Consider the following 20,607-nt stretch of genomic DNA (forward strand, 5'->3'; position numbering starts at 1 on the left):
ATGCCACCATCGCTTTCCAAGACCCGGCCGCCGCTTGCCGGGGTCCCTTTTCATGCGCTTCGAAGGTTCAGGTAAAGTTCATGTCGCTCGCAGCAAACCCCGACATCATGTACCGGCTGTTGATCCAGAGCGTGGTGGATTATGCCATCTACCTGCTCACCCCTGAAGGTATCGTCGCCAACTGGAACCCCGGCGCCCAGCGCGCCAAGGGGTACCGTGCCGAGGAAATCGTCGGCCAGCATTACTCGTTGTTCTACACCGATGCCGAGCGCGTAGCCGGGTTGCCGGCGTTAAACCTGGAGCAGGCGCGCAGCACCGGACGCTTTGAAGAAACGGGCGCACGCCTGCGCAAGGACGGGACGGTCTTCCACGCCCATGTGGTCATCGAAGCGGTGTACGACGATGCCGGACAACTGGTGGGTTACGCCAAGGTCACCCGCGACATTTCCGAACGCCACCGCCAGGAGCTCGAACTGCTGCAGGCCAAAGAGCTGGCCGAGCAGTACAGCCAGGAAATGGCCAAGCTTTCGCAGTTTCTCGATTCGGTGATTGCCAACATTCCCGCGAGCGTCATCGTCCAGGACCTGGAAAGCCAGCGCATCCTGTTGGCCAACCAGCAGGCCGAACGCCTGTTCGGCGGGCCGCAGCGCAGCATGATCGGCCAGTTGCCCAGGGAATGCCTGGCGCCGGCTGCCGGTGACTACCTGGAGCAGCAATTCGTGCGGGGTGCCCGCAGCACCAAGGGACACGCCGCCGAAACGCGCGTCGAGACCGCCCGTGGCCCTCGCACCCTGCGCAGCCGTACCCTGCTCAGCCAGAGCCGCGAGGGGCAGGCCGATTACGTGTTGTTCGTGGCTGAAGACGCCACCGAAGAGCTGGCCGCCCATGCGCAGATCCATCACATGGCGCACCATGACGCGCTCACCGGGCTGCCCAACCGTACGCTGTTCCACGAACGGCTACGCCAGGCCCTGTTGCGCGGCAGCGAAAACGCCAAGCTGACGGCTGCCCTGTGCCTGGACCTGGACAACTTCAAGAACATCAACGACTCCCTTGGCCATGCGTTTGGTGACAAGTTGCTACGCGAGTTGGGCAAGCGTCTGCGCCGCGAACTGCGTGAGCACGACACCTTGGCCCGCCTGGGTGGCGACGAGTTTGCCGTGGTGCTGACGGGCCTGGAGGGGCGGGATGCCGCGTGTAATACCGCGCAGCGCCTGATCAAGGCCATCAGCCCGCCATTCCAGATCGAAGGGCATCAGTTCGTGGTGGGGGTGAGCATCGGCATCGCCATCGCGCCTGATGACAATGACCAGGCAGAGCAACTGTTGGGTTACGCCGACATGGCCCTGTACCAAGCCAAGCGTAACGGCCGTAATCGTTATGAATGCTTTGATGTCGAACTGGACGTTGCCGCCCGTCAGCGCCGCCTGGTGGAAACCGACCTGCGCACAGCGCTGCATCTGGGGCAGTTGCAGCTGCACTACCAGCCGGTAGTCGATCATCAGACCAGCAGCGTTACCGGTTATGAGGCGCTGCTGCGCTGGGAACACCCGACCCGTGGCATGGTCATGCCGATGGACTTCATCCCCATTGCCGAAGAAACCGGGTTGATCCACGAGCTGGGCAACCGTGCGCTGAATCTGGCCTGCCAGGAGGCGGCCAGTTGGGAGAGTGAGCAGACGGTGTCGGTCAACCTGTCGGCGGTGCAGTTCAAGAACGGCGATCTGGTGCATACCGTCGCCCTCGCGCTGGCCGACTCGGGCCTGCCGCCGCAGCGGCTGGAGTTGGAAATTACCGAGTCGGTACTGCTGGGCAACAGCGAGGAAAACGTGCGCACCTTGCGTGCGCTGAAAGACCTGGGCGTGTCCATTTCACTGGATGACTTTGGTACCGGCTACTCATCGTTGGGCTACCTGCGTTCGTTCCCGTTCGACCGGATCAAGATTGACAAGTCGTTCGTGCATGACATGTGCGACAGCCGCGAGGCCATGTCGATCATTCGCGCCATTACCGAGCTGTCCAACAGCCTGATGATCAAGACCACGGCTGAAGGCGTGGAGTCGGAGGAGCAGATGCGCCGGCTCGCGGCGGAAGGCTGTTCGCACTTCCAGGGCTACTTTTATGGGCGGCCGGCACCGGCGAGCGAGCGGTTGAAGCAGGTCATCACGCAAGCATAATGGGTTGCGCGGCCCCAGGCAGGCGCGGCCTCAGCTGTTCCAGTCCGACGCAAACGGCGGGCTAACCACGCGCTGGTCTTTCGGCAGCCCGGCAATGGCTACGCGGTCTTCGTCATCCAGCTGCACGCTCAACGCGGCCAGGTTGGCCAGCTGGTTTTCGCGGCTGCTGGCTTTGGGGATCGCCGCCACACCGTCCTGGTCCAGCAGCCATTTCAGCGCGACCTGGCTGGGCAGTACGCCATGCTTGCGGGCAATCGCCTGGATCACCGGCTGCGCCGCTGCCTGGCCGCGTGCCAGCGGGGTGTAGGCGGTGAGCAACAGGTCATGGCTGCGAGCGAAGTCGAGTAGCGGTTGCTGGCTGAGCAGAACATGGTATTCCACCTGGATCGCCGACAACGGTGCGCCCAGGGTTTCCACCACCTGGCGCAGTAACCCCAACGGGAAGTTGGCCACCCCAATATGGCGCGCCTTGCCTTCGTCACGCAGGGCTACCAAGGTGTCGATGCTGCGGGCCAGGTCCCAGTCTTTGCCTGGCCAGTGGATGTGGAACAGGTCGACCTGTTCGGTACCCAGCGCGCGCAGGCTGTCTTCCAGCGACTGACGCATGGCGTTGGGCTCCAGGCGGTCCCACCAGACCTTGGTGGTCAGGTGGATCTGCTCGCGTGGCACGTCGCTGTCGCGCAGCGCCTGGCCAACGGCTGCTTCGTTTTCGTAGGCGGTGGCAGTGTCGATGTGCCGGTAACCCACGTCCAGTGCCTGGCGCACGGCCTGGGTGCATTCACTGCCGGTCATTGGCCAGGTGCCCAGGCCGATGGCGGGCAGGTCCAGGCCGGTGCGGGTGCTGAGCCTTTGCATGTAAATTCCTTGTAGGGTGTGCAGGGTCGGTCGATGGTCGGCGATCAACCGTGCACGGGCCATGCAGACAAGGTGGAAAGTGGTCGATCAGCGAACACAAATTGCACTTGACCGGGTCAAGCGGCAAATGAACTTCCTTATGCTGCGGCATCTCTTCTAGAATCCCAGCTGTCACATCCGCCAGGCAATGCCTGCGCGGCCTTCCTTGGGCGGGGCATGTTGCCGCGCCGTCATCGAGAGAGCCATGAGTTCCAGCACACCGCTGTCCGGCGTCAACCAACCCCTGCGCGGCATCGCTTTGGTGGTGGTGGCGACGTTCCTGTTTGCCAGCCACGATGCCTTGTCCAAATTCCTGGGTGGCCTGTACCCGATAGTCATGGTGGTGTGGGCGCGTTATGTGGTGCACACGTTGCTGATGGCCGGTATCTTCCTGCCCAAGTCTGGGCTCAATGTATTGCGCACACGCCGGCCGGTACTGCAGACCTTGCGGGCCCTGAGCCTGCTGAGCACCAGCCTGCTGTTCACGACCGGTCTGCAATACCTGCCACTGGCCGAGGCCACGGCCGTCAACTTCCTTGCCCCGGTGCTGGTCACCGCGCTGTCGGCGCCGCTGCTCAAAGAGCGAGTGACAGTGGGGCAGTGGGTGGCGGTGGTCATGGGCTTTATCGGCGTGCTGGTGGTGGTGCACCCGGGTGGGGCGATGTTTACCCCGGCCATTCTGTATCCGTTCGGTTCGGCGTTGGGCTTCTGCTTCTATCAGTTGCTGACGCGGATTCTGGCGGCGCATGACAGCCCGACCACCAGCAACTTCTATGCGGGTTTGTGCAACACCTTGGCAATGAGTGCCCTGGTGCCGTTCTTCTGGGAGGTGCCGCGCTGGGACCATGCCCTGTTGATGCTGGCACTGGGCGGCTTTGGCATGACTGCGCACCTGCTGCTGACCCAGGCCTTCCGCCATGCGGCGCCGGCGTTGCTGGCCCCGTTCAGCTATTGCCAGATCGTGTTTGCCGGGTTGCTTGGCTTCGTGGTGTACAGCCAGGTGCCGGATACCCTGAGCCTGGTGGGGATTTTGGTGATCTGCCTCAGTGGGCTTGGCGCAGCGTGGATGCAGCGCAGCAAATAGCAGTTGCGTACTTCAGGCTTTACGGCCGGTAGCAACAGCGCTGTGCTGCGAAGCGGGCATCACGGCGTGGCCATGAACTGCAGGATGCGGTCGCGCAGCCAGCGCTCGGCGGGGTCGTTGTCCTGGGCGCCGCTCCAGACCATCGACAGCTCGGCCTCGGTGATGTCGAACGGCGCCGGGTCGGCGCGCAGGCTGCCGTCGTCGGCGAGGGCACAAGCGGCATAGTCCGGCACCGTGGCGATCAGCTCGGTGTTGCGCAGCAGGGCGCGCAGGCTACCGAACTGCGGTACCGCCAGCACCACCTTGCGGCAGCGACCGATGCGTGCCAGGTCGAGGTCGATATTGCCGCTCATGTCACCGGAAAACGACACCATCACATGCGGACGGGCGCAGTATTCGTCGAGTGTCAGCGGCCCCGGGCGGTCGTCGGCGCGCAGCACCCGTACACCGATGCCGCGCAGCTTGCGGCGTTTGGCGGTGGCCGGTAGGTCGGTGGTATAGCTCACACCTACCGAGATCTCGCCGCTGGCCAGCAGGCCAGGCATCAGCAGGAAATTGGCCCGCCGCACTACCACGCTAATGGCGGGGGCTTCTTCACGCAGGGCCTGCAGCAGGGCCGGAAACAGGCCGAACTCGGCATCGTCAGAAAGGCCCAGGCGGAACACGTTGCAGCTGTTGGCCGGGTCGAACTGGCGGGCGCGGCTGATGGCGGCGGAAATCACGTCCATGGCCGGGCCCAGTTCAGCAAAGATCTGCATGGCCCGTGGGGTGGGTTCCATGGTCCGGCCGCTGCGGATCAGCAGCGGGTCGTCGAACAGCTCGCGCAGGCGGGCGAGGGCGGCGCTGACGGTGGATTGGGTGATAAACAGCTTTTCACCCACGCGGGTCAGGTTGCGTTCGATCATCAGGGCTTCGAACAGCACCAGCAGGTTCATGTCGACGTGGCGCAGGTCGTTGCGGTTCATGAGGGCTCGGCGTCCTGGGCAAAGGGTATGGTTGTGTATTGAAGCAGGGTGCAGGGCCCTGTGCCTTGTATGGATGTGCCGGCCTCATCGCGGGCTTGACCGCGATGAGGCCGATACAGGCCTGCGCCTGACAGAGTCAGCCTATCAGGCTCCAACAGCCACTCTATTAGAACTCTGCCCAAGCTCGGCTAGTCTTTCACGTGGCCCCGCGAATTCCGCGACAGGGCAGCGCGTCAGCACCTGCGTGCAAGACCGTGCCCTCCCGCCGTGACAGCTTCGCAAGCCCCGTGTACACCTGATGAGGGGTAGTACGAGCCCACCCGCTCGGCTGAAAGAACACTGGCATAGACCGGAAATCTGGATAACCGACCCAAAGGTACCCGCAGATGTCGAACGAATCGAAATGCCCGTTCCATCAAACCGCAGGTGGCGGCACCACCAACCGTGACTGGTGGCCTGACCAGCTCAACCTGAGAATTCTTCACCAGCATTCCTCCAAGTCCAGCCCCGACCCGGACTTCGACTATGCCAAGGCGTTCAAGAGCCTCGACTTCCAGGCCCTGAAGAAAGACCTGACTGCCCTGATGACCGACTCGCAGGATTGGTGGCCGGCCGACTTTGGCCACTACGGCCCGCTGTTCATCCGCATGGCCTGGCACAGCGCGGGCACCTACCGCATTGGTGATGGCCGCGGTGGTGCGGGCTCTGGCCAGCAACGCTTCGCCCCGCTCAACAGCTGGCCGGACAACGTCAGCCTGGACAAGGCCCGGCGCCTGCTGTGGCCCATCAAGCAGAAGTACGGCAACAAGATTTCCTGGGCCGACCTGATCGTACTCACCGGTAATGTTGCCCTCGAATCCATGGGCTTCAAGACCTTCGGCTTCTCCGGCGGGCGTGCCGATGTGTGGGAGCCGGACGAAGACGTGTACTGGGGGTCGGAAAAGGTCTGGCTGGGCGGCGATACCCGTTACGGCAAGGATCAGGTCAAGGCGCAGCCGCCGGGGCAGGGTGACCTGGTGGCCGAGCCGGCCAAGCATGGTGAAGAGCAGAATCGGGACCTGTCGGCCGAACGTAACCTGGAAAACCCGCTGGCCGCCGTGCAGATGGGCCTGATCTACGTGAACCCGGAAGGCCCGGAAGGTAACCCCGACCCCGTGGCCTCGGGCAAGGACATCCGTGAAACCTTTGGCCGCATGGCCATGAACGATGAAGAAACCGTGGCCTTGATCGCCGGTGGCCACGCGTTCGGCAAGACCCATGGTGCCGGCCCCGCCGACAACGTCGGCCCCGAGCCGGAAGCGGCAGGCCTGGAGATGCAGGGCCTGGGCTGGCACAACACGTTTGGCTCCGGCAAAGGCGGGGATACCATCACCAGCGGCCTGGAAGTGACCTGGACCTCCACCCCGACCCGGTGGGGCAACGAATACCTGAATAACCTGTTCGACTTTGAGTGGGAGCTGACCAAAAGCCCGGCCGGCGCGCACCAGTGGCGGCCGAAAGACGGCAAAGGCGCAGGCACGGTGCCCGATGCACACGATCCTGGTAAAAAGCACGCACCGTCTATGTTGACCTCCGACCTGGCATTGCGTTTCGACCCCATTTACGAGCCAATCGCTCGCCGCTTCAAAGAAAACCCTGACCAGCTGGCGGATGCTTTTGCCCGGGCATGGTACAAGCTGATCCACCGCGACATGGGCCCGCTGGCGCGCTACCTGGGCCCGGAAATGCCCAATGAAGAGTTGCTGTGGCAAGACCCGTTGCCCAAAGCTGACCCATCCACGATCAGCGAGCAAGACATCGCGGCCCTCAAGGCCAGGATCCTGGCCTCGGGTTTGAGCGTGGGTGAACTGGTCTCCACCGCCTGGGCATCCGCGTCGACCTTCCGCGGCTCCGACAAGCGCGGTGGTGCCAACGGCGCACGTTTGCGCTTGGCGCCACAGAAGGACTGGGCTGCAAACCAGGGCGTGGACAAGGTGTTGGCGGCATTGGAGAAGATCCGGGGCGAGTTCAACAACGGCGGCAAAAAGGTTTCCCTGGCCGACCTGATCGTGCTGGCCGGTACCGCGGCAGTCGAAAAAGCTGCCAAGGATGCGGGTTACAGCGGCAGCGTAGGGTTCCGCCCGGGCCGAGTCGATGCGTCCCAGGAGCAGACCGACGTCGAGTCGTTCGCCGTGCTGGAACCGCTGGCCGATGGCTTCCGCAACTTCACCAAGGCACGCTACAGCGTCAAGGCCGAGAAACTGTTGCTGGACAAGGCGCAGTTGCTGACCCTGACCGCGCCGGAGCTGACCGTGCTGATCGGTGGCCTGCGGGTGCTCGGTGCCAACCATGGTGGCAGCAACCTCGGCGTGTTCACCGACAAGCCGGGGACGCTGAGCAACGACTTCTTCCGCAACTTGCTGGATATGAGCGTGGAGTGGAAACCGACCTCGGCGGACAACGAAACCTTCGAAGGCCGCGACCGCAAGACCGGGCAGGTGAAGTGGAGCGGTAGCCGGGTCGATCTGGTGTTCGGTTCGCATGCCCAGTTGCGGGCGTTGAGCGAGGTGTATGGCAGCAGTGATGGGGGTGACAAGTTTGTCCGCGACTTTGTGGCCGCCTGGCAGAAGGTCATGGAGCTGGACCGCTTTGATTTGAAATAGCGTTGCCTGGCGGGGGGGGGGCGCTCAGCGCCCCCTTGGCCAGTGGTTATCCCGCCAATTCCAGGTCGGATAGATACAAAAGTGTCCTCGTCGGTTCTGTTGCAATGCTTCTCAGGCGGCCGGCCTGAACAGCGTGCTCACAACGACAAGGAACCCCGACCATGCAAATGCCCAAGACCCTGAAAATCCGCAATGGCGACAAGGTGCAGCCAACCTTCTCCGCTCAGGAATACGCTGCTCGCCACGCCCGGCTGCGGGCCTATATGGCCGAGCAGGACATTGAGGCGGCAATCTTCACCTCGTACCACAACGTCAACTACTACAGCGATTTCCTCTACTGCTCGTTCGGCCGCCCCTATGCGCTGGTGATCACACAGGACAAGGTGGTCTCGATCAGTGCCAACATCGACGGCGGGCAACCCTGGCGGCGCACGGTCGGCACTGACAACATCGTCTACACCGACTGGCAGCGCGACAACTATTTCGTCGCCATCCAGCAGGCGTTGCCGCTGGCTTCGCGCATCGGCGTGGAGTACGACCACCTGAACCTGCAGAACCACGGCAAACTCGCCGCCTGCTACCCCAAGGCCGAGCTGGTGGACATCGCTGCGCCGTGCATGCGTATGCGCATGATCAAGTCGGCCGAGGAGCAGGCACTTATCCGTCACGGTGCACAGGTGGCCGACATCGGCGGGGCGGCAGTGGTCGAGGCCCTGCGTGAGCAGGTGCCCGAGTACGAGGTGGCACTGCATGCCACCCAGGCGATGGTGCGCGAAATTGCCAAACGCTTCCCCGACGCCGAGCTGATGGACACCTGGACCTGGTTCCAGTCCGGGCTCAACACCGATGGCGCACACAATCCGGTCACCAGCCGCCGTGTGGGCAAGGGCGAGATCCTCAGCCTCAACTGTTTCCCCATGATCGCCGGCTACTACACCGCGCTGGAGCGCACCCTGTTCCTTGACCACTGCCCGGACGAGTACCTGCGCCTGTGGCAGGCCAACGTCGAAGTGCACGAAGCCGGGCTGAAACTGGTGCGCCCGGGCATGCGCTGCAGCGATATCGCCCGCGAACTGAACGAGATCTTCCTGCGCCACGACCTGCTGCAGTACCGCACCTTCGGGTATGGCCATTCGTTCGGCACGCTCAGCCATTACTACGGCCGCGAGGCGGGGCTGGAGCTGCGCGAGGACATCGATACCGTGCTGGAACCGGGCATGGTGGTGTCGATCGAGCCGATGATCATGCTGCCTGAAGGGCGGCCGGGGGCGGGCGGTTATCGCGAGCATGACATCCTGATCGTCAACGACAGCGGCGCCGAGAACATCACCAAGTTCCCGTATGGGCCGGAGCACAACATCATTCGCAAATAAGCATCGGCGTCGGCTGCTTCGCGGGCAAGCCCGCTCCTACGGGGATTTCACCGTTGTCGTAGGCGCGGGTTTTCCCGCGAAAAGGCTGGCCCAGACAACAACAAGATCCCCGTATGACCACCAGACCCTGCCTCCAATTAAAAGAACCAGAGGGTACCCGTCATGTCCAGCACCACCCTAGACCCATCCGCCATCGCCGGCCCCGCGCACAACGCCGAACGCCAGGCGCTGCGCAAGGCCGCCCGGGCCAGCTTCATGGGCAACTTCGTCGAGTGGTTCGACTACGCCGCCTACGGCTATCTGGCCACCATCATCGCCGCCACCTTCTTCCCGCAAACTGACAAGACCACCGGCCTGCTGGCTACCTTCGCGGTATTCGCGTTGTCTTTCCTGGTACGCCCGCTGGGCGGCATTGTCTGGGGCCATTTCGGCGACCGACACGGTCGGCGAAACGCGCTCTCGTGGTCGATCCTGATCATGTCGGTATCCACCTTCTGCATCGGCTTGTTGCCAGGCTATGCGCAGATCGGGCTGTGGGCGCCGGCCTTGCTGTTGCTGATCCGCCTGGTACAGGGGTTTTCCGCCTCGGGTGAGTACGCCGGGGCCGCTGCGTTCCTGGCAGAGTACGCGCCGCCTGGGCGGCGTGGCTTGTACACCAGCATCGTGCCGGCCAGCACGGCGGCGGGGTTGTTGTTCGGTGCGGCGTTCGTTGCGGTGCTGCATGAGCTGCTCAGCAGTGAAGCCCTGCATGAATGGGGATGGCGCCTGCCGTTCCTGCTGGCGGCGCCGTTCGGCCTGGTAGGGCGCTATATCCGCATGAGCTTGCAGGACACGCCCAAGTTCCTGGAGATGGAGCAGCGCCTGGAAACCAAGGCCGGCATGGCCACGACGCCGCTGCACGAACTGCTGGGCCAGCACCGGCGCAGTCTGGCGATCGGCATAGGTGTCACCTGCCTGAATGCGGTTGCGTTCTACCTGTTGCTCAGTTACATGCCGACCTACCTGTCCAGTGAAATGGGCATGAGCGAGCGGGATTCGTTCATCGCCTCGACGGTGTCGCTGGCCACCTATATCGGCTTGATCTTCCTGATGGGGCGGCTGTCCGACCAGTTTGGTCGCAAGACCATGCTGGTGGTGGCCTCGCTGTTGTTCCTGGGGTTGACCGTGCCGTTGTTTCGCCTGCTGGACGGCCAGCCGCTGCTGGTGATTCTGGCCATCCAGATCCTTTTCGGTGCGATGCTGGCGATGAACGATGGGACCTTGCCGTGCCTGCTGGCCGAAATCTTTCCGACCCGGGTGCGCTTCAGCGGGTTTGCCTTGAGCTTCAATGTGGCCAATTCGCTGTTTGGCGGGACTGCGCCGTTCATTGCCACCTGGCTGATTCAGGTGACGGGCAGCAAGCTGGCCCCGGCAGGATACCTGCTGGCGGCAGCACTGGTGGCGCTGGTGGCCATGCTGATGTGTCGGGAGACGGCGCACGGGGCCCTTGAAGATTAGTTGACCTGCATTGGCCTCTTCGCGGGCAAGCCCGCCCCTGTAGGAGCGGGTTTACCCGCGAATACGGTGGCGGCGGCAACGGTGAGCGGCGGGTGGAGATTGGCCAGCAGGCCCGGCCCTTTCGCGGGTGAACCCGCTCCTACAACGGCCTGGACCACCGATGTGCGTGTAGGCGCGGGCTTGCCCGCGAAGAGGCCAGCAATGCCAATACCTGACCCCCGTCAGTGGAGAGAGGCCTGCCGCCGCTCCCCTAAAGGCGACAGCCCGAAGAACCGGCTATAACTCTTGGAAAAATGCGCAGGCGAACTGAAGCCGCAGGCCAGCGCTACCTCACGCACTTGCACGTCGCTGCGCAGCAGTAACTCCCGCGCCCGCGACAGCCGCAGCTCCAGGTAATACTGGCTGGGCGTGCGCTGCAGGTACTTGTGGAACAGCCGCTCCAATTGGCGCACGGTCACGTCGTTGAGGCTGGCCAGTTCCTCCAGCCCCAGCGGCTCCTCCAGATTGGCCTCCATGATCGCCACCACCTGGCTCAGTTTGGGCTGGGCGCTGCCGAGCAGGGTACGCAGCGGCACACGCTGCCGCTCACGCTCACCGCGTACGCGGTCGCACAGCAACAGCTCGGCGGCCTTGGCCGCGATGTCCTGGCCGCCCGTGTCGCGGGCCACCAGTTGCAACATCATGTCCATGGCTGCCACGCCGCCTGAGCAGGTGTAACGGTCGCGGTCCAGTTCGAACAGCTGGCTGGAGATCACGATACCGGGGAAGTGTGCCTGCAACGTCGGCAGGTCTTCCCAGTGGATGGTGCAGCGGTAACCCTTGAGCAATTCGGCCTTGGCCAGCAGGTAGCTACCGGTGCAGATACCGCCTAGCGGCAAGCGCTGGCGGGCCAGTTGGCGCAACCAGTCGATCAATGGGCGGTTGCTACGGCTTCGGTCGATCGGGTTGGCGCCGACCACCAGCAAGGCATCCAGCGCGGGGGCGTTGGCGATGTTGTAGTCGGGCAGTACGCGCATGCCGTTGCTGGCCACCACCGGCGCGTCGTCTGCGGCGATCAGCACACTGCGATACAGTGGCTTGCGCGCGGCCAGGTTGGCCATGCGCAGGGTCTCTACCGCCGACGCAAGGCCGATGGTGGTGAAATTGGGCAAAATCAGGAAGCCAAAGGTCTTTGCCGAACAATTCTTTACACTAGACGGCGATAGGTTTGCAGAAGCGGGGTGGACCATTGCGCTGTTCCTGTGCAAGCTGAGGCCTGGTTGGTCAGGGGCAGTGAGAAAGCAGAGCCTCGCGTGGTTCTTGTTGTTATGGGTCGTTGCCGGGTCGATCATACACCCCGGATGCAGCGGCCAGGAATGGCCCCGCCGGCTGGCAGGGCCGACAGTGATTGCACAGAGAAGGTGAGCGTCAGTGAACCCCGAAACCATGCTGGCGGGCTTGCCAGGCTATGCCATGGCCCCCGAAGCGATCCAGGTGCTGCCCGATGCCAGGGCTTACCGCGCCTGCCTGTTCGAGCGCATCCGTACGGCGACTCGGCGCATCGTTATTGTCGCGTTGTACCTGCAGGAGGATGAGGCTGGCCAGGAAGTGCTGGATGCCTTGTACCAGGCCAAGGCCGCGCGGCCAGGCCTGGAGATCACCATCGTGGTCGACTGGTTCCGCGCCAGACGCGGGCTGCTGGGGGCCGGGCGTCAGCCGGGCAATGCCGCCTGGTATCAGGCCCAGCGCCAGTTGCGCGGGCTGGACATCGCGATCCATGGCGTGCCAGTGCAGACCCGCGAACTGTTCGGGGTGTTGCACCTTAAAGGCAGCATCATCGACGATTGCGTGATCTACACCGGCGCCAGTCTGAACAACGTCTACCTGCATCGTTTCGACCGCTATCGCCTGGATCGCTACCACGTGTTCCAGTCACCGGCACTGGCTGATGCAATGGTCGGCCTGGTGCAGCGTTTGCTGCACCACACCGCCACACCGCGCCTCGACCTGCCGGCGCCACCTTCCACCCGCAGCCTGCGCGGCGACATTCGGCGTTTGCGCGCACGGCTGCGACGCATGGCCTACGAGGTACCTGCCAGCATGACGGGGCAGGGCTTGCAGGTGATCCCGCTGCTGGGTGTGGGCCGTGGCAATCCACTGAATCGGGCGCTGTGCGCCTTGCTGGCAGTGGCGCGCACGCAGATCATCATCAGTACGCCGTATTTCAACCCGCCACAGGTCGTGATGCGCGAACTTGACCATGCCCTGGCACGGGGGGTTGGGGTGGAACTGATTGTCGGTGACCGCACCGCCAACGACTTCTACATCGCCCCTGGCGAACCGTTCAGTGCCAGTGGTGCATTGCCCTATCTGTATGAGGACAACCTGCGCACCTTCGCCCGCCGCCGCCACGCCGCGATTGCCAGCGGCCAGCTGCAAATACGCATCTGGAACGATCCGGGGCATACCTTCCATGCCAAGGGCGTGTGGATCGACCAGCGTTATTCGCTGCTGACCGGCAACAACCTGAACCCGCGCGGGTTCAACCTGGACCTTGAGAACGGCCTGCTGATCGACGACCCGCAGGGGCAATGGCTGGCGCCACGGGAAGCGGAGTTGAGCGAACTGCGGCGCTTTGCGCCGAGAATCGGTTCGGCAGAGGCGCTGGGGGAGAAGGCCGAACATCCCAAGCAAGTGCGCAAGTTTCTGCGTCGGTTGCGCTATAGCCGGTTGGAACCGTTGATTAAGCGGGTGCTCTGACATCGCCTGTACTGGCCCTGTCGCCGGCAAGCCAGCGACAGGGCCAGAGTGGTGCGCACCGCGCATTGATGTCATTATGATATTGCTGCCCACGGCCCTTTGTCAGGGGCTGGATTACAATGTGCAGGCAACCGTGCAAGGCCCCTCTGAACGTGATCACGATCGCATACAGTCGGGCCTTTTCCCGTTAACCAGACAGGCCAATGCGTATATGGCGTTAGATCCACCCACGATGCTGACTATTTCAGTCGCTTTGGCCGCTGCGGCCGCCTTGTACCTGGCGATTGAATGGCGCAGTGTGCGCGAAACCTCATTGCTTTACTGGAGTGCGGGTTTCGCCACGATTACGGTTGGTAGCACCCTGGCATTGTTGCGCGGGGTCGGCTTGCTGTTCATCGGTATCTGGTTCGCCAATGGCTTGCTGGTGGTGGCCCACGTTTTTTTCCTGATCGGCGTGCTGCGCTTCACCCAGGAGCGCTTGTCACGTGCCTGGTTGATGATCGTGCTGGTCTGGTTCGCCTTGCTGCTGCTGCCCGTGGGCCCGCAGTGGTCGAAGGTGATGCTGATGGTCAACTCGTTGTTGGTGGCCTCGCTGACGCTCAAGGCCAGTTTCCTGCTGCGGCCACATGGCAAATCGCTGAGTGTCGGGGCCGTGCAGCTGCGCTATGTGTTGCTGATCCATGGGCTGTTCTATGTGGCCAAGGCGGCCATCGCGATCACGCCAGGCACGCTGATTGACCTGGCGACCTTTGGCGGGCTGATCATTCAGGTTTCGCTGGTGGAAGGCGCGATGGCGATCATGCTGATTGCCTTGTCGATGACCGGCACCGTACGTTACCGGCGTGAAGAGCGGATTGCCCGGCTGGCAGCCCGTGACCCGCTGACTGCGCTGTACAACCGGCGTGCACTGGAGGTACGGGCGGGGCATTTCTTCAAGGACGTGAGCCCGGCGCAACCTGGGGCATTGCTACTGATCGACATCGACAACTTCAAACTGGTCAACGACCTGCACGGGCATATCGCCGGCGACCGTTTGCTGATTGCCTTGAGCGAGATGATTCGGACGGCGCTGCCCGAGCGCTCGCTGGCGGCGCGATTGGGCGGGGATGAATTCGTCATCTTGCTCAGTGGCGCGAGCAGTGAACGGGTCATGGAACTGGGTAGTGGGCTGCGTGAGCAGTTCCAGCAGTACGCCGACAAGACCGTGCCTACGCCCCAGGCGGTTACCTTGAGCATTGGTGCCAACGTGTTCGACCAGCCGCCGGCGAGCCTGGCGGCGTTGATCGAGCAGGGGGATGTGGCGTTGTACCAGTCCAAACGTGGGGGGCGCGACAGCATTCGGTTTTTCGAGCGGGCGGTGGTTGAACTCCGGCAGTGAGCGAGTCACCTAGGTGGGGGAGCTTTCATGTAACCCATGTGGGTGATCCGTACAGACGCTCCCGTCACCCGGCCCCCGCGTTTGACGGGCATCCATGCCCGTCCTCAGTAAAGCAGCGTGGTCAGGTTGCCACCTGATAGCACGGTACATACGCCGCGCCGCCGGGCAGCTTCATCCGGTGCTGGTCGACGAATGCCTGCAGCAGCCGGCCCAGCGGGTCCAGTACGGCGCTGTCACCGTGGATCTGATACGGCCCATGTTCCTCGATCAGGCGGATGCCTTTGTCCTTGACGTTGCCTGCGACAATCCCGGAAAACGCCCGGCGCAGGTTGGCCGCCAGTTCATGGGGCGGCAGGTCGCGACGCAAGTCCAGGTCGGCCATGGCCTGGTGGGTCGGGTCGAACGGTCGCTGGAAGCTCTCCTCGATCTTCAGCAGCCAGTTGAAGTGGAAGGCATCGTTGCGCTCGCGGCGGAACTGCTTGACCGCTTTGAGGCCTTCGACCATGTGCCGGGCGACTTCCGCCGGGTCATCAATGATGATTTCGTACAGGCGATGGGCCGCTTCACCCAGCGTGGCGCCGACGAAAGCGTGCAACTGTTGCAGATAAGGCTCGGCGCTGCGCGGGCCGGTGAGCACCACCGGGAACGGCAGGTCGTGGTTGTCCGGGTGCATGAGGATGCCCAGCAGGTACAGGAATTCCTCCGCCGTGCCGGCACCGCCTGGGAAGATGATGATGCCGTGGCCGACACGCACGAAGGCCTCCAGGCGCTTCTCGATGTCTGGCAGGATCACCAGTTCGTTGACGATCGGGTTGGGCGCCTCGGCGGCGATGATGCCGGGCTCGGTGAGGCCCAGGTAGCGGCTGCCATGCATGCGTTGCTTGGCGTGGGCGATGGTGGCGCCCTTCATCGGGCCTTTCATCACGCCCGGGCCGCAGCCGGTGCAGACATCCAGCTTGCGCAGGCCCAGTTCGTGGCCGACCTTCTTGGTGTACTGGTATTCCTCGGTGCTGATCGAGTGGCCGCCCCAACACACCACCATCTTCGGCTCCACGCCCGGGCGCAAGGTACGCGCGTTGCGCAGCAGGTGGAAAACGTAGTCGGTGATGCCCTGGGAGCTTTCCAGGTCGATGCGCTGGCTGGCCAGCTCGCTTTCGGTGTAGACGATGTCGCGCAAGGCGCTGAACAGCATTTCACGGGTGCTGGCGATCATTTCGCCATCGACGAAGGCGTCGGCCGGCGCGTTCAGCAGCTCCAGGCGCACGCCACGGTCCTGTTGGTGGATACGCACCTCGAAGTCTTTGTAGGCCTCAAGGATAGTCTTGGCATTGTCGACATGGGCGCCAGTGTTGAGGATTGCCAGGGCGCACTGGCGGAACAGTGTGTAAAGGCTACCGGTACCGACTTCACTCAGTTGCTGCACTTCACGTTGTGACAGCGTCTCCAGGCTGCCTTTGGGGCTGACGGATGCATTGATGACATGGCGTTGAGGCATCTAAGTCTTTCCTGTGCGGGTAAAACATCCTTCTTTGACACCACCATACCGAGAAATGTGGACGGCAACGAGGGGGGCTGTGAAAAACCTTGAGACCGAGCTGCCTGCTTCGCGGGTGAACCCGCTCCTACAGGGGCCTTGCCGTCTTCAGGGCAGCACCTGTAGGGGCGGGTTTACCCGCGAAGCAGCCGACTCGGTCTCCCGTCAGCCCAACAGCTTCTGCACCCCCAGGGTAATCGCCAACCCCCCGCCAACCAGCCACAGGTTGAGGATCGCCCCGGTCGCCAGCGCCCGTGGCCCGGCCTGGCGAATCTGGCTGAAGCGGGTCTCCATGCCCAACGCCGTCATGGCCATGGTCAAGGCAAAGGTGTCCAGGCTGTTCACGGCCTGGGTCACGCTGGCAGGCAGCACTTGCAGTGAATTCACCAGTACCAGTGCCAGGAAGCCGAAAGCGAACCAGGGCATGGCAATGCGCCCGTTGCCCTGCGCCTGGCCAGCCTTGCGCGAACGGCTGATCCACAGGCCCACCACCAGCAGTACCGGCACCAGCAGCATGACCCGGGTCATCTTGACGATGGTGGCGATATGCGTGGCTTCGGGGCTGACATTACTGGCCGCGCCTACCACCTGCGCCACTTCGTGGACTGTGCCGCCCAGCAACAGCCCGGCGCCCATGGTATCCAGATGCAGCCAGCCGGCATTGATCGCCAGCGGGTAAAGGAACATCGACAAGGTACCGAACAGCACCACGCTTCCGACTGCCATGGCGCTTTTATGGGGGGCGCTGCGCAGCGCCGATTCAAATGCCAGCACGGCGGCAGCGCCGCAGATAGCGCTGCCGGCGGCGGTCAGCAAGGCGGTATCGCGGTCGAGCTTGAACACTTTCATGCCACACCACAGGCCGATCAGCAGGGTACTGGTGACTACCAGCACCGACACGATAAGCCCCGACCAGCCGACTTCGGCAATTTCCTGCAGGCTTACCCGCAGGCCAAAAAATGCCACCGCAATGCGTAACAGGCCGCGAGCGGAAAAATTGATGCCCGCCGCCCAGCTTGCCGGTACGCCGTCACGCAGCGCGTTGCCATACAAGGCACCTGCGACGATACCCACGATCAGCGGGCTGATGCCCAGGTTGGCGATAGCGGGCAGGGCCGCCAGTTGCGTGACTGCGACCGCGAACAGCGCGACGAAAAGAATGCCATTGAGCCGCCCTCGGGTGGAGAGGGTAGGGGCAAAGGCGGGGTTGGACGGAACCGTGGCCATGTGAGTCCTCCGGAAAAGGTGTTTCGACAAGGCCTACGTTAATCTGGTTATAAGCTTATAAAAAATCGTAATTTAGGATGGAAAATATCCGTAAAGCTGATATTTTTCAAAAATGACCCCAGAACAGCTGATAACGTTCGCCACGGTTGCCGAACACGGCAACATCAGCCATGCCGCTCAAGCCCTGCACCTGTCGCAGCCGGCGGTGTCCGGCCAGCTCAAGCTCTTGCAAGAGGCGTTTGGCGAACCCCTTTACCAACGTGCCGGCCGCGGCGTGCGGCTGACAGCGGCCGGTGAGCAGTTGCTGGCGCATGCCGAGCGCCTGCGCGAAACCTTCCGACAGGCGCAAGCATTGCGCGAGGCCATGCGCGGGCTGGAGCGCGGCACCTTGCGCATCGGCGCCAGTACCACGCCCGCCAGTTACCTGCTGCCTTACCTGATCGCCGATTTTCACGGGCGTCATCCGGATGTGCTGGTCAGCACCTCGCATGGCAACACGGCGGAGATCGTCGCCGCCCTGGACAGTGTTGATATTGCCCTGATCGAGGGGCCGCCCGGGCAGGAGTTGCCGTTGGGTACGCAAGTGACGCCGTGGCGCGAGGACGAGATCGTGGCGATTGTGCCCCGTGGGCATCCCCTGGCAAGCAGTGACCAGCAGACACTGTCGGCGCTCGGCACCTACCCCTTGGTACTGCGTGAAAGCGGCTCGGGTGTGCGGCAGATCGTCGAGCGGGCGTTTGCCCGTGATGGCGTGGCAATGCGAGTGGCGCTGGAGATCGCTGGCGTTGAAGGGGTAAAAGAGGCGGTCCGGGCCGGGATGGGGGTTGGCTTTGTGTCGGCGATGTCCATTCGTCATGAAGATGGGGCGCTGCACCGGCTGCAGGTTGCGCCGCAGGCGCTGGTGCGGCGTTTTTCCATTCTGTTGCCGCATGGGGCTACGCCTTCGCGGGCTGCCTCGCGGTTTCTTGAATTGTGTGTTGCCATGCAAGAGGTGGGTTGACTGTGCTGGCCTCTTCGCGGGCGTGCCCGCTCTCACAGGTTACAGCACAGATGTTGAAGACTGCGCTGTACCTGGACTGCCCCCCAAAATTTGAAAGCCTGCGCGCTCCGCTTGCTCAGCCGCTTCGCGCAATTGCGACCCTCTGACGGCGGTACTTGAGAGAGATGTTTGGGGGCTTCTGAGCAATGAGGATTGGCCAAATGGATCGGCGTCGAGGTCATTTTGCTCGTGCGATTAGCACGGTCAGTTCGTAAGTCAACACCGAACCGGTGCCGGCTACCTGCACAGCAATCGCGAGCGTGACCCAGCCGCAATCGTCTCGACGAGCGTGCTGTGAGACATTCATCACCTTTGCCGTCAGGCTGAGCCTATCTCTCGGCTTCACAGGTCGATGCATGATGAAGTTTTCAATGCGGTGCCCGGCCACGACATGCGTCACCGAAAACAGCGCATCACACAGCATTCGCTGAGCCAGTGCGAAGGTATGCACGCCGCTTGCACAATGTACGCCCAGGGGGCTGGAAAGCGCCTGAACAGGATCAGTGTGCATGTATAGCGGATCGTATTGCTTTGCGAAGGCGATGATTTCGTCTTGCGCCAACGCTTCATCTCGATGGTGTGTCCACGCCTGGCCGACAGAAAACTGCTCCCAGAACATTTCGCTGGCACTCATGGAAAGGGCCTTAAACAGGTGGGGTGACTATCCTGGATGCAGGGGCGAGAATGAAGCAATGCCCGCTTACCTCAGGTGTTGTGACCTCTCTGGGCGGTAATCCAAAACGTGTTGCAATAAAAAACAAGGGGCGTTGACACCTGGCACAGTGATATTGGTACGGTAGATCTTCTACGGGTGTGTCTGCTTTGCAAGGCAGCCTTTGGTATCGAGTTAGCAACGGAGCCCCAGATGGAGTTTTCTGCCCACAAAGGCACCACGTCGATCAGCCTCGTGCGGGACGCACTTCAAGGAGCAGAACTGCGTGGCCTGGATGTTGCTACTGTGCTCAGCCACGCGCATATTGATCCACGCCTGCTGGACCAGCGCTATGCCAGGGTACCTGCTGGTACGTTCTCCAGATTGTGGATTGCGTTAGCGGATTTGCTCGACGATGAGTTTTTTGCGGCAGACAGTCACCCTCTTCGCAGAGGTAGCTTCAAGCTGATGGCGCAGTTGGCCCTCGGCTGCGACACCATTGGACAGGCGCTCAAGCGGATTCTGGCGTTTCTCAGGACTGCCCTTGATGACATCTATGGGTCGGTGGAGTGCGATGGAGAGTATGCTGCAATTGTCATCCATGATCATGGTGAGTCGCGAAGGGCGTTTTGTTATGGTGCCTGGCTGGTCCTCGTGCACGGTCTGCTTTGTTGGCTGTGCGACAGGCGCATCCCTGTTTTGAAGTTATCGATGCGTCCTCCTCAGCCAGAGGACGACAGCGACTATCGAATGCGTTTTTGTGAGGAAATCGAGTGGCGGGCCGAGAGAACCTCCGCTGTTTTCGAGAAGAATGTTCTGGAGTACAAGGTTTGCCAAACGCTCAGCACACTGCCTTTGTTTTTGAAGGGAACGCCAAGTAACTTCCTTGTGAAATACCGTAACGACGACAGCACGAGCATTACGATCCGGCGGCGACTAAAACTGCTCTCTCCACACACATGGCCTGAACTCGATGAACTCGCACGCGACTTGAGCATGTCCAGTTCCACCCTACAGCGAAGGCTCTACGCTGAGGGTTTCACCTACCAACGGCTCAAAGATAATCTAAGGCGGGATATTTCCATCAGTCTGCTCTGCCGGGCAGGTATGACGGTGGATGGCGTTGCGTCAGAGGTTGGCTTCATTGAGACCAGTGCGTTCCACAGGGCATTCAAAAAATGGACGGGTATCACCCCTGGTGCTTACCGACGCTCGTTGCGTAGCCCTCGAGGGGACTAGTCCTCTGCGCTTGGGCTGATCACCCGCTGATTGAAGCCATCTGGTTTTCCAAAACTGCCCGTTCCGGTCAAGCAGAATGATGCCATTGGGCATGGTTGGCGCTTGCCATAAGGCCTACGATTTTTCTCGGGCGCCGTCTAGCTGGTGCCTCTCAACTCTCCCGACTC

General features: G+C 62.4%; 15 protein-coding genes. 9 read left to right on the forward strand and 6 right to left on the reverse strand.

The window, feature by feature from the left end:
* Window positions 1–80: 80 nt before the first annotated feature.
* Window positions 81–2,177, forward strand: coding sequence for a bifunctional diguanylate cyclase/phosphodiesterase (locus ACK59Z_RS11435; RefSeq protein WP_108190644.1), 2,097 nt, complete (start codon window positions 81–83; stop codon window positions 2,175–2,177).
* A 30-nt stretch (window positions 2,178–2,207) separates the two neighbouring features.
* On the opposite strand, the gene ACK59Z_RS11440 is transcribed toward ACK59Z_RS11435, so the two are convergent.
* Window positions 2,208–3,032, reverse strand: a complete 825-nt coding sequence (locus ACK59Z_RS11440) for an aldo/keto reductase (protein WP_108190645.1) — start codon at window positions 3,030–3,032, stop codon at window positions 2,208–2,210.
* Between the two features lie 244 nt (window positions 3,033–3,276).
* Here ACK59Z_RS11440 and ACK59Z_RS11445 point away from each other — a divergent pair, with 244 nt between their 5' ends.
* Window positions 3,277–4,155: a DMT family transporter gene (locus tag ACK59Z_RS11445; RefSeq protein ID WP_003256106.1), complete on the forward strand. Its 879-nt coding sequence runs from the start codon at window positions 3,277–3,279 to the stop codon at window positions 4,153–4,155.
* A 59-nt stretch (window positions 4,156–4,214) separates the two neighbouring features.
* Here the strand turns inward: ACK59Z_RS11445 and ACK59Z_RS11450 are convergent, their stop codons facing one another.
* Entirely contained in the window at window positions 4,215–5,120 is a 906-nt protein-coding gene (locus tag ACK59Z_RS11450) for a LysR family transcriptional regulator (RefSeq protein WP_108190646.1), read from the reverse strand.
* Between the two features lie 386 nt (window positions 5,121–5,506).
* On the opposite strand from ACK59Z_RS11450, the gene katG reads away from it, so the two are divergent.
* The 3 genes from katG (at window position 5,507) to ACK59Z_RS11465 (ending at window position 10,632) form a co-directional block, all read left to right on the forward strand.
* Complete coding sequence (gene katG / locus ACK59Z_RS11455; protein WP_409293032.1) at window positions 5,507–7,762, forward strand: catalase/peroxidase HPI; 2,256 nt, start codon at window positions 5,507–5,509, stop codon at window positions 7,760–7,762.
* 161 nt (window positions 7,763–7,923) lie between these two features.
* The gene (locus ACK59Z_RS11460; protein ID WP_108190647.1) at window positions 7,924–9,135 is read left to right on the forward strand and encodes a M24 family metallopeptidase; all 1,212 of its coding nucleotides are present in this window, start codon (window positions 7,924–7,926) and stop codon (window positions 9,133–9,135) included.
* A 162-nt stretch (window positions 9,136–9,297) separates the two neighbouring features.
* Entirely contained in the window at window positions 9,298–10,632 is a 1,335-nt protein-coding gene (locus ACK59Z_RS11465) for an MFS transporter (protein ID WP_108190648.1), read from the forward strand.
* Window positions 10,633–10,853: 221 nt separating this feature from the next.
* On the opposite strand, the gene ACK59Z_RS11470 is transcribed toward ACK59Z_RS11465, so the two are convergent.
* Window positions 10,854–11,861 carry a GlxA family transcriptional regulator gene (locus ACK59Z_RS11470; RefSeq protein ID WP_014860028.1) on the reverse strand — a complete coding sequence of 336 codons (1,008 nt, stop codon included), beginning with the start codon at window positions 11,859–11,861 and terminating at the stop codon, window positions 10,854–10,856.
* A 181-nt stretch (window positions 11,862–12,042) separates the two neighbouring features.
* Between ACK59Z_RS11470 and pssA the strand changes: the two genes are divergently transcribed.
* Window positions 12,043–13,371 (forward strand): CDP-diacylglycerol--serine O-phosphatidyltransferase, encoded by a 1,329-nt coding sequence (gene pssA / locus ACK59Z_RS11475; protein WP_082423763.1) that lies wholly within the window; start codon window positions 12,043–12,045, stop codon window positions 13,369–13,371.
* Window positions 13,372–13,603: 232 nt separating this feature from the next.
* A complete protein-coding gene (locus ACK59Z_RS11480; RefSeq protein ID WP_060538053.1) occupies window positions 13,604–14,749 on the forward strand; it encodes a GGDEF domain-containing protein in 1,146 nt (381 codons plus the stop codon).
* 121 nt (window positions 14,750–14,870) lie between these two features.
* Here the strand turns inward: ACK59Z_RS11480 and ppnN are convergent, their stop codons facing one another.
* Entirely contained in the window at window positions 14,871–16,244 is a 1,374-nt protein-coding gene (gene ppnN / locus ACK59Z_RS11485) for a nucleotide 5'-monophosphate nucleosidase PpnN (protein WP_409293035.1), read from the reverse strand.
* A gap of 204 nt (window positions 16,245–16,448) precedes the next feature.
* Window positions 16,449–17,510 (reverse strand): YeiH family protein, encoded by a 1,062-nt coding sequence (locus ACK59Z_RS11490; RefSeq protein WP_319903509.1) that lies wholly within the window; start codon window positions 17,508–17,510, stop codon window positions 16,449–16,451.
* A gap of 112 nt (window positions 17,511–17,622) precedes the next feature.
* On the opposite strand from ACK59Z_RS11490, the gene ACK59Z_RS11495 reads away from it, so the two are divergent.
* Window positions 17,623–18,510 (forward strand): LysR family transcriptional regulator, encoded by an 888-nt coding sequence (locus ACK59Z_RS11495; RefSeq protein ID WP_108190651.1) that lies wholly within the window; start codon window positions 17,623–17,625, stop codon window positions 18,508–18,510.
* Between the two features lie 217 nt (window positions 18,511–18,727).
* Here the strand turns inward: ACK59Z_RS11495 and ACK59Z_RS11500 are convergent, their stop codons facing one another.
* The gene (locus ACK59Z_RS11500) at window positions 18,728–19,183 is read right to left on the reverse strand and encodes a MaoC family dehydratase (protein ID WP_409293038.1); all 456 of its coding nucleotides are present in this window, start codon (window positions 19,181–19,183) and stop codon (window positions 18,728–18,730) included.
* A gap of 231 nt (window positions 19,184–19,414) precedes the next feature.
* On the opposite strand from ACK59Z_RS11500, the gene ACK59Z_RS11505 reads away from it, so the two are divergent.
* Window positions 19,415–20,440, forward strand: a complete 1,026-nt coding sequence (locus ACK59Z_RS11505; protein ID WP_004577492.1) for an AraC family transcriptional regulator — start codon at window positions 19,415–19,417, stop codon at window positions 20,438–20,440.
* Window positions 20,441–20,607: the final 167 nt, after the last annotated feature.

This window comes from Pseudomonas sp. KCJK9058 (assembly GCF_046230975.1).
In the GTDB taxonomy this organism is placed as follows: Bacteria; Pseudomonadota; Gammaproteobacteria; order Pseudomonadales; family Pseudomonadaceae; genus Aquipseudomonas; species Aquipseudomonas alloputida.

Bases quoted from the DNA above. Each gene is read 5' to 3' on its own strand.
- ppnN (WP_409293035.1), bottom strand. From the start codon at position 16,244: ATGCCTCAACGCCATGTCATCAATGCATCCGTCAGCCCCAAAGGCAGC.
- ACK59Z_RS11450 (WP_108190646.1), bottom strand. From the start codon at position 5,120: ATGAACCGCAACGACCTGCGCCACGTCGACATGAACCTGCTGGTGCTG.
- ACK59Z_RS11440 (WP_108190645.1), bottom strand. From the start codon at position 3,032: ATGCAAAGGCTCAGCACCCGCACCGGCCTGGACCTGCCCGCCATCGGC.
- ACK59Z_RS11445 (WP_003256106.1), top strand. From the start codon at position 3,277: ATGAGTTCCAGCACACCGCTGTCCGGCGTCAACCAACCCCTGCGCGGC.
- ACK59Z_RS11470 (WP_014860028.1), bottom strand. From the start codon at position 11,861: ATGGTCCACCCCGCTTCTGCAAACCTATCGCCGTCTAGTGTAAAGAAT.
- ACK59Z_RS11490 (WP_319903509.1), bottom strand. From the start codon at position 17,510: ATGGCCACGGTTCCGTCCAACCCCGCCTTTGCCCCTACCCTCTCCACC.
- ACK59Z_RS11465 (WP_108190648.1), top strand. From the start codon at position 9,298: ATGTCCAGCACCACCCTAGACCCATCCGCCATCGCCGGCCCCGCGCAC.
- ACK59Z_RS11460 (WP_108190647.1), top strand. From the start codon at position 7,924: ATGCAAATGCCCAAGACCCTGAAAATCCGCAATGGCGACAAGGTGCAG.
- katG (WP_409293032.1), top strand. From the start codon at position 5,507: ATGTCGAACGAATCGAAATGCCCGTTCCATCAAACCGCAGGTGGCGGC.
- ACK59Z_RS11435 (WP_108190644.1), top strand. From the start codon at position 81: ATGTCGCTCGCAGCAAACCCCGACATCATGTACCGGCTGTTGATCCAG.
- ACK59Z_RS11495 (WP_108190651.1), top strand. From the start codon at position 17,623: ATGACCCCAGAACAGCTGATAACGTTCGCCACGGTTGCCGAACACGGC.
- ACK59Z_RS11505 (WP_004577492.1), top strand. From the start codon at position 19,415: ATGGAGTTTTCTGCCCACAAAGGCACCACGTCGATCAGCCTCGTGCGG.
- ACK59Z_RS11500 (WP_409293038.1), bottom strand. From the start codon at position 19,183: ATGAGTGCCAGCGAAATGTTCTGGGAGCAGTTTTCTGTCGGCCAGGCG.
- ACK59Z_RS11480 (WP_060538053.1), top strand. From the start codon at position 13,604: ATGCTGACTATTTCAGTCGCTTTGGCCGCTGCGGCCGCCTTGTACCTG.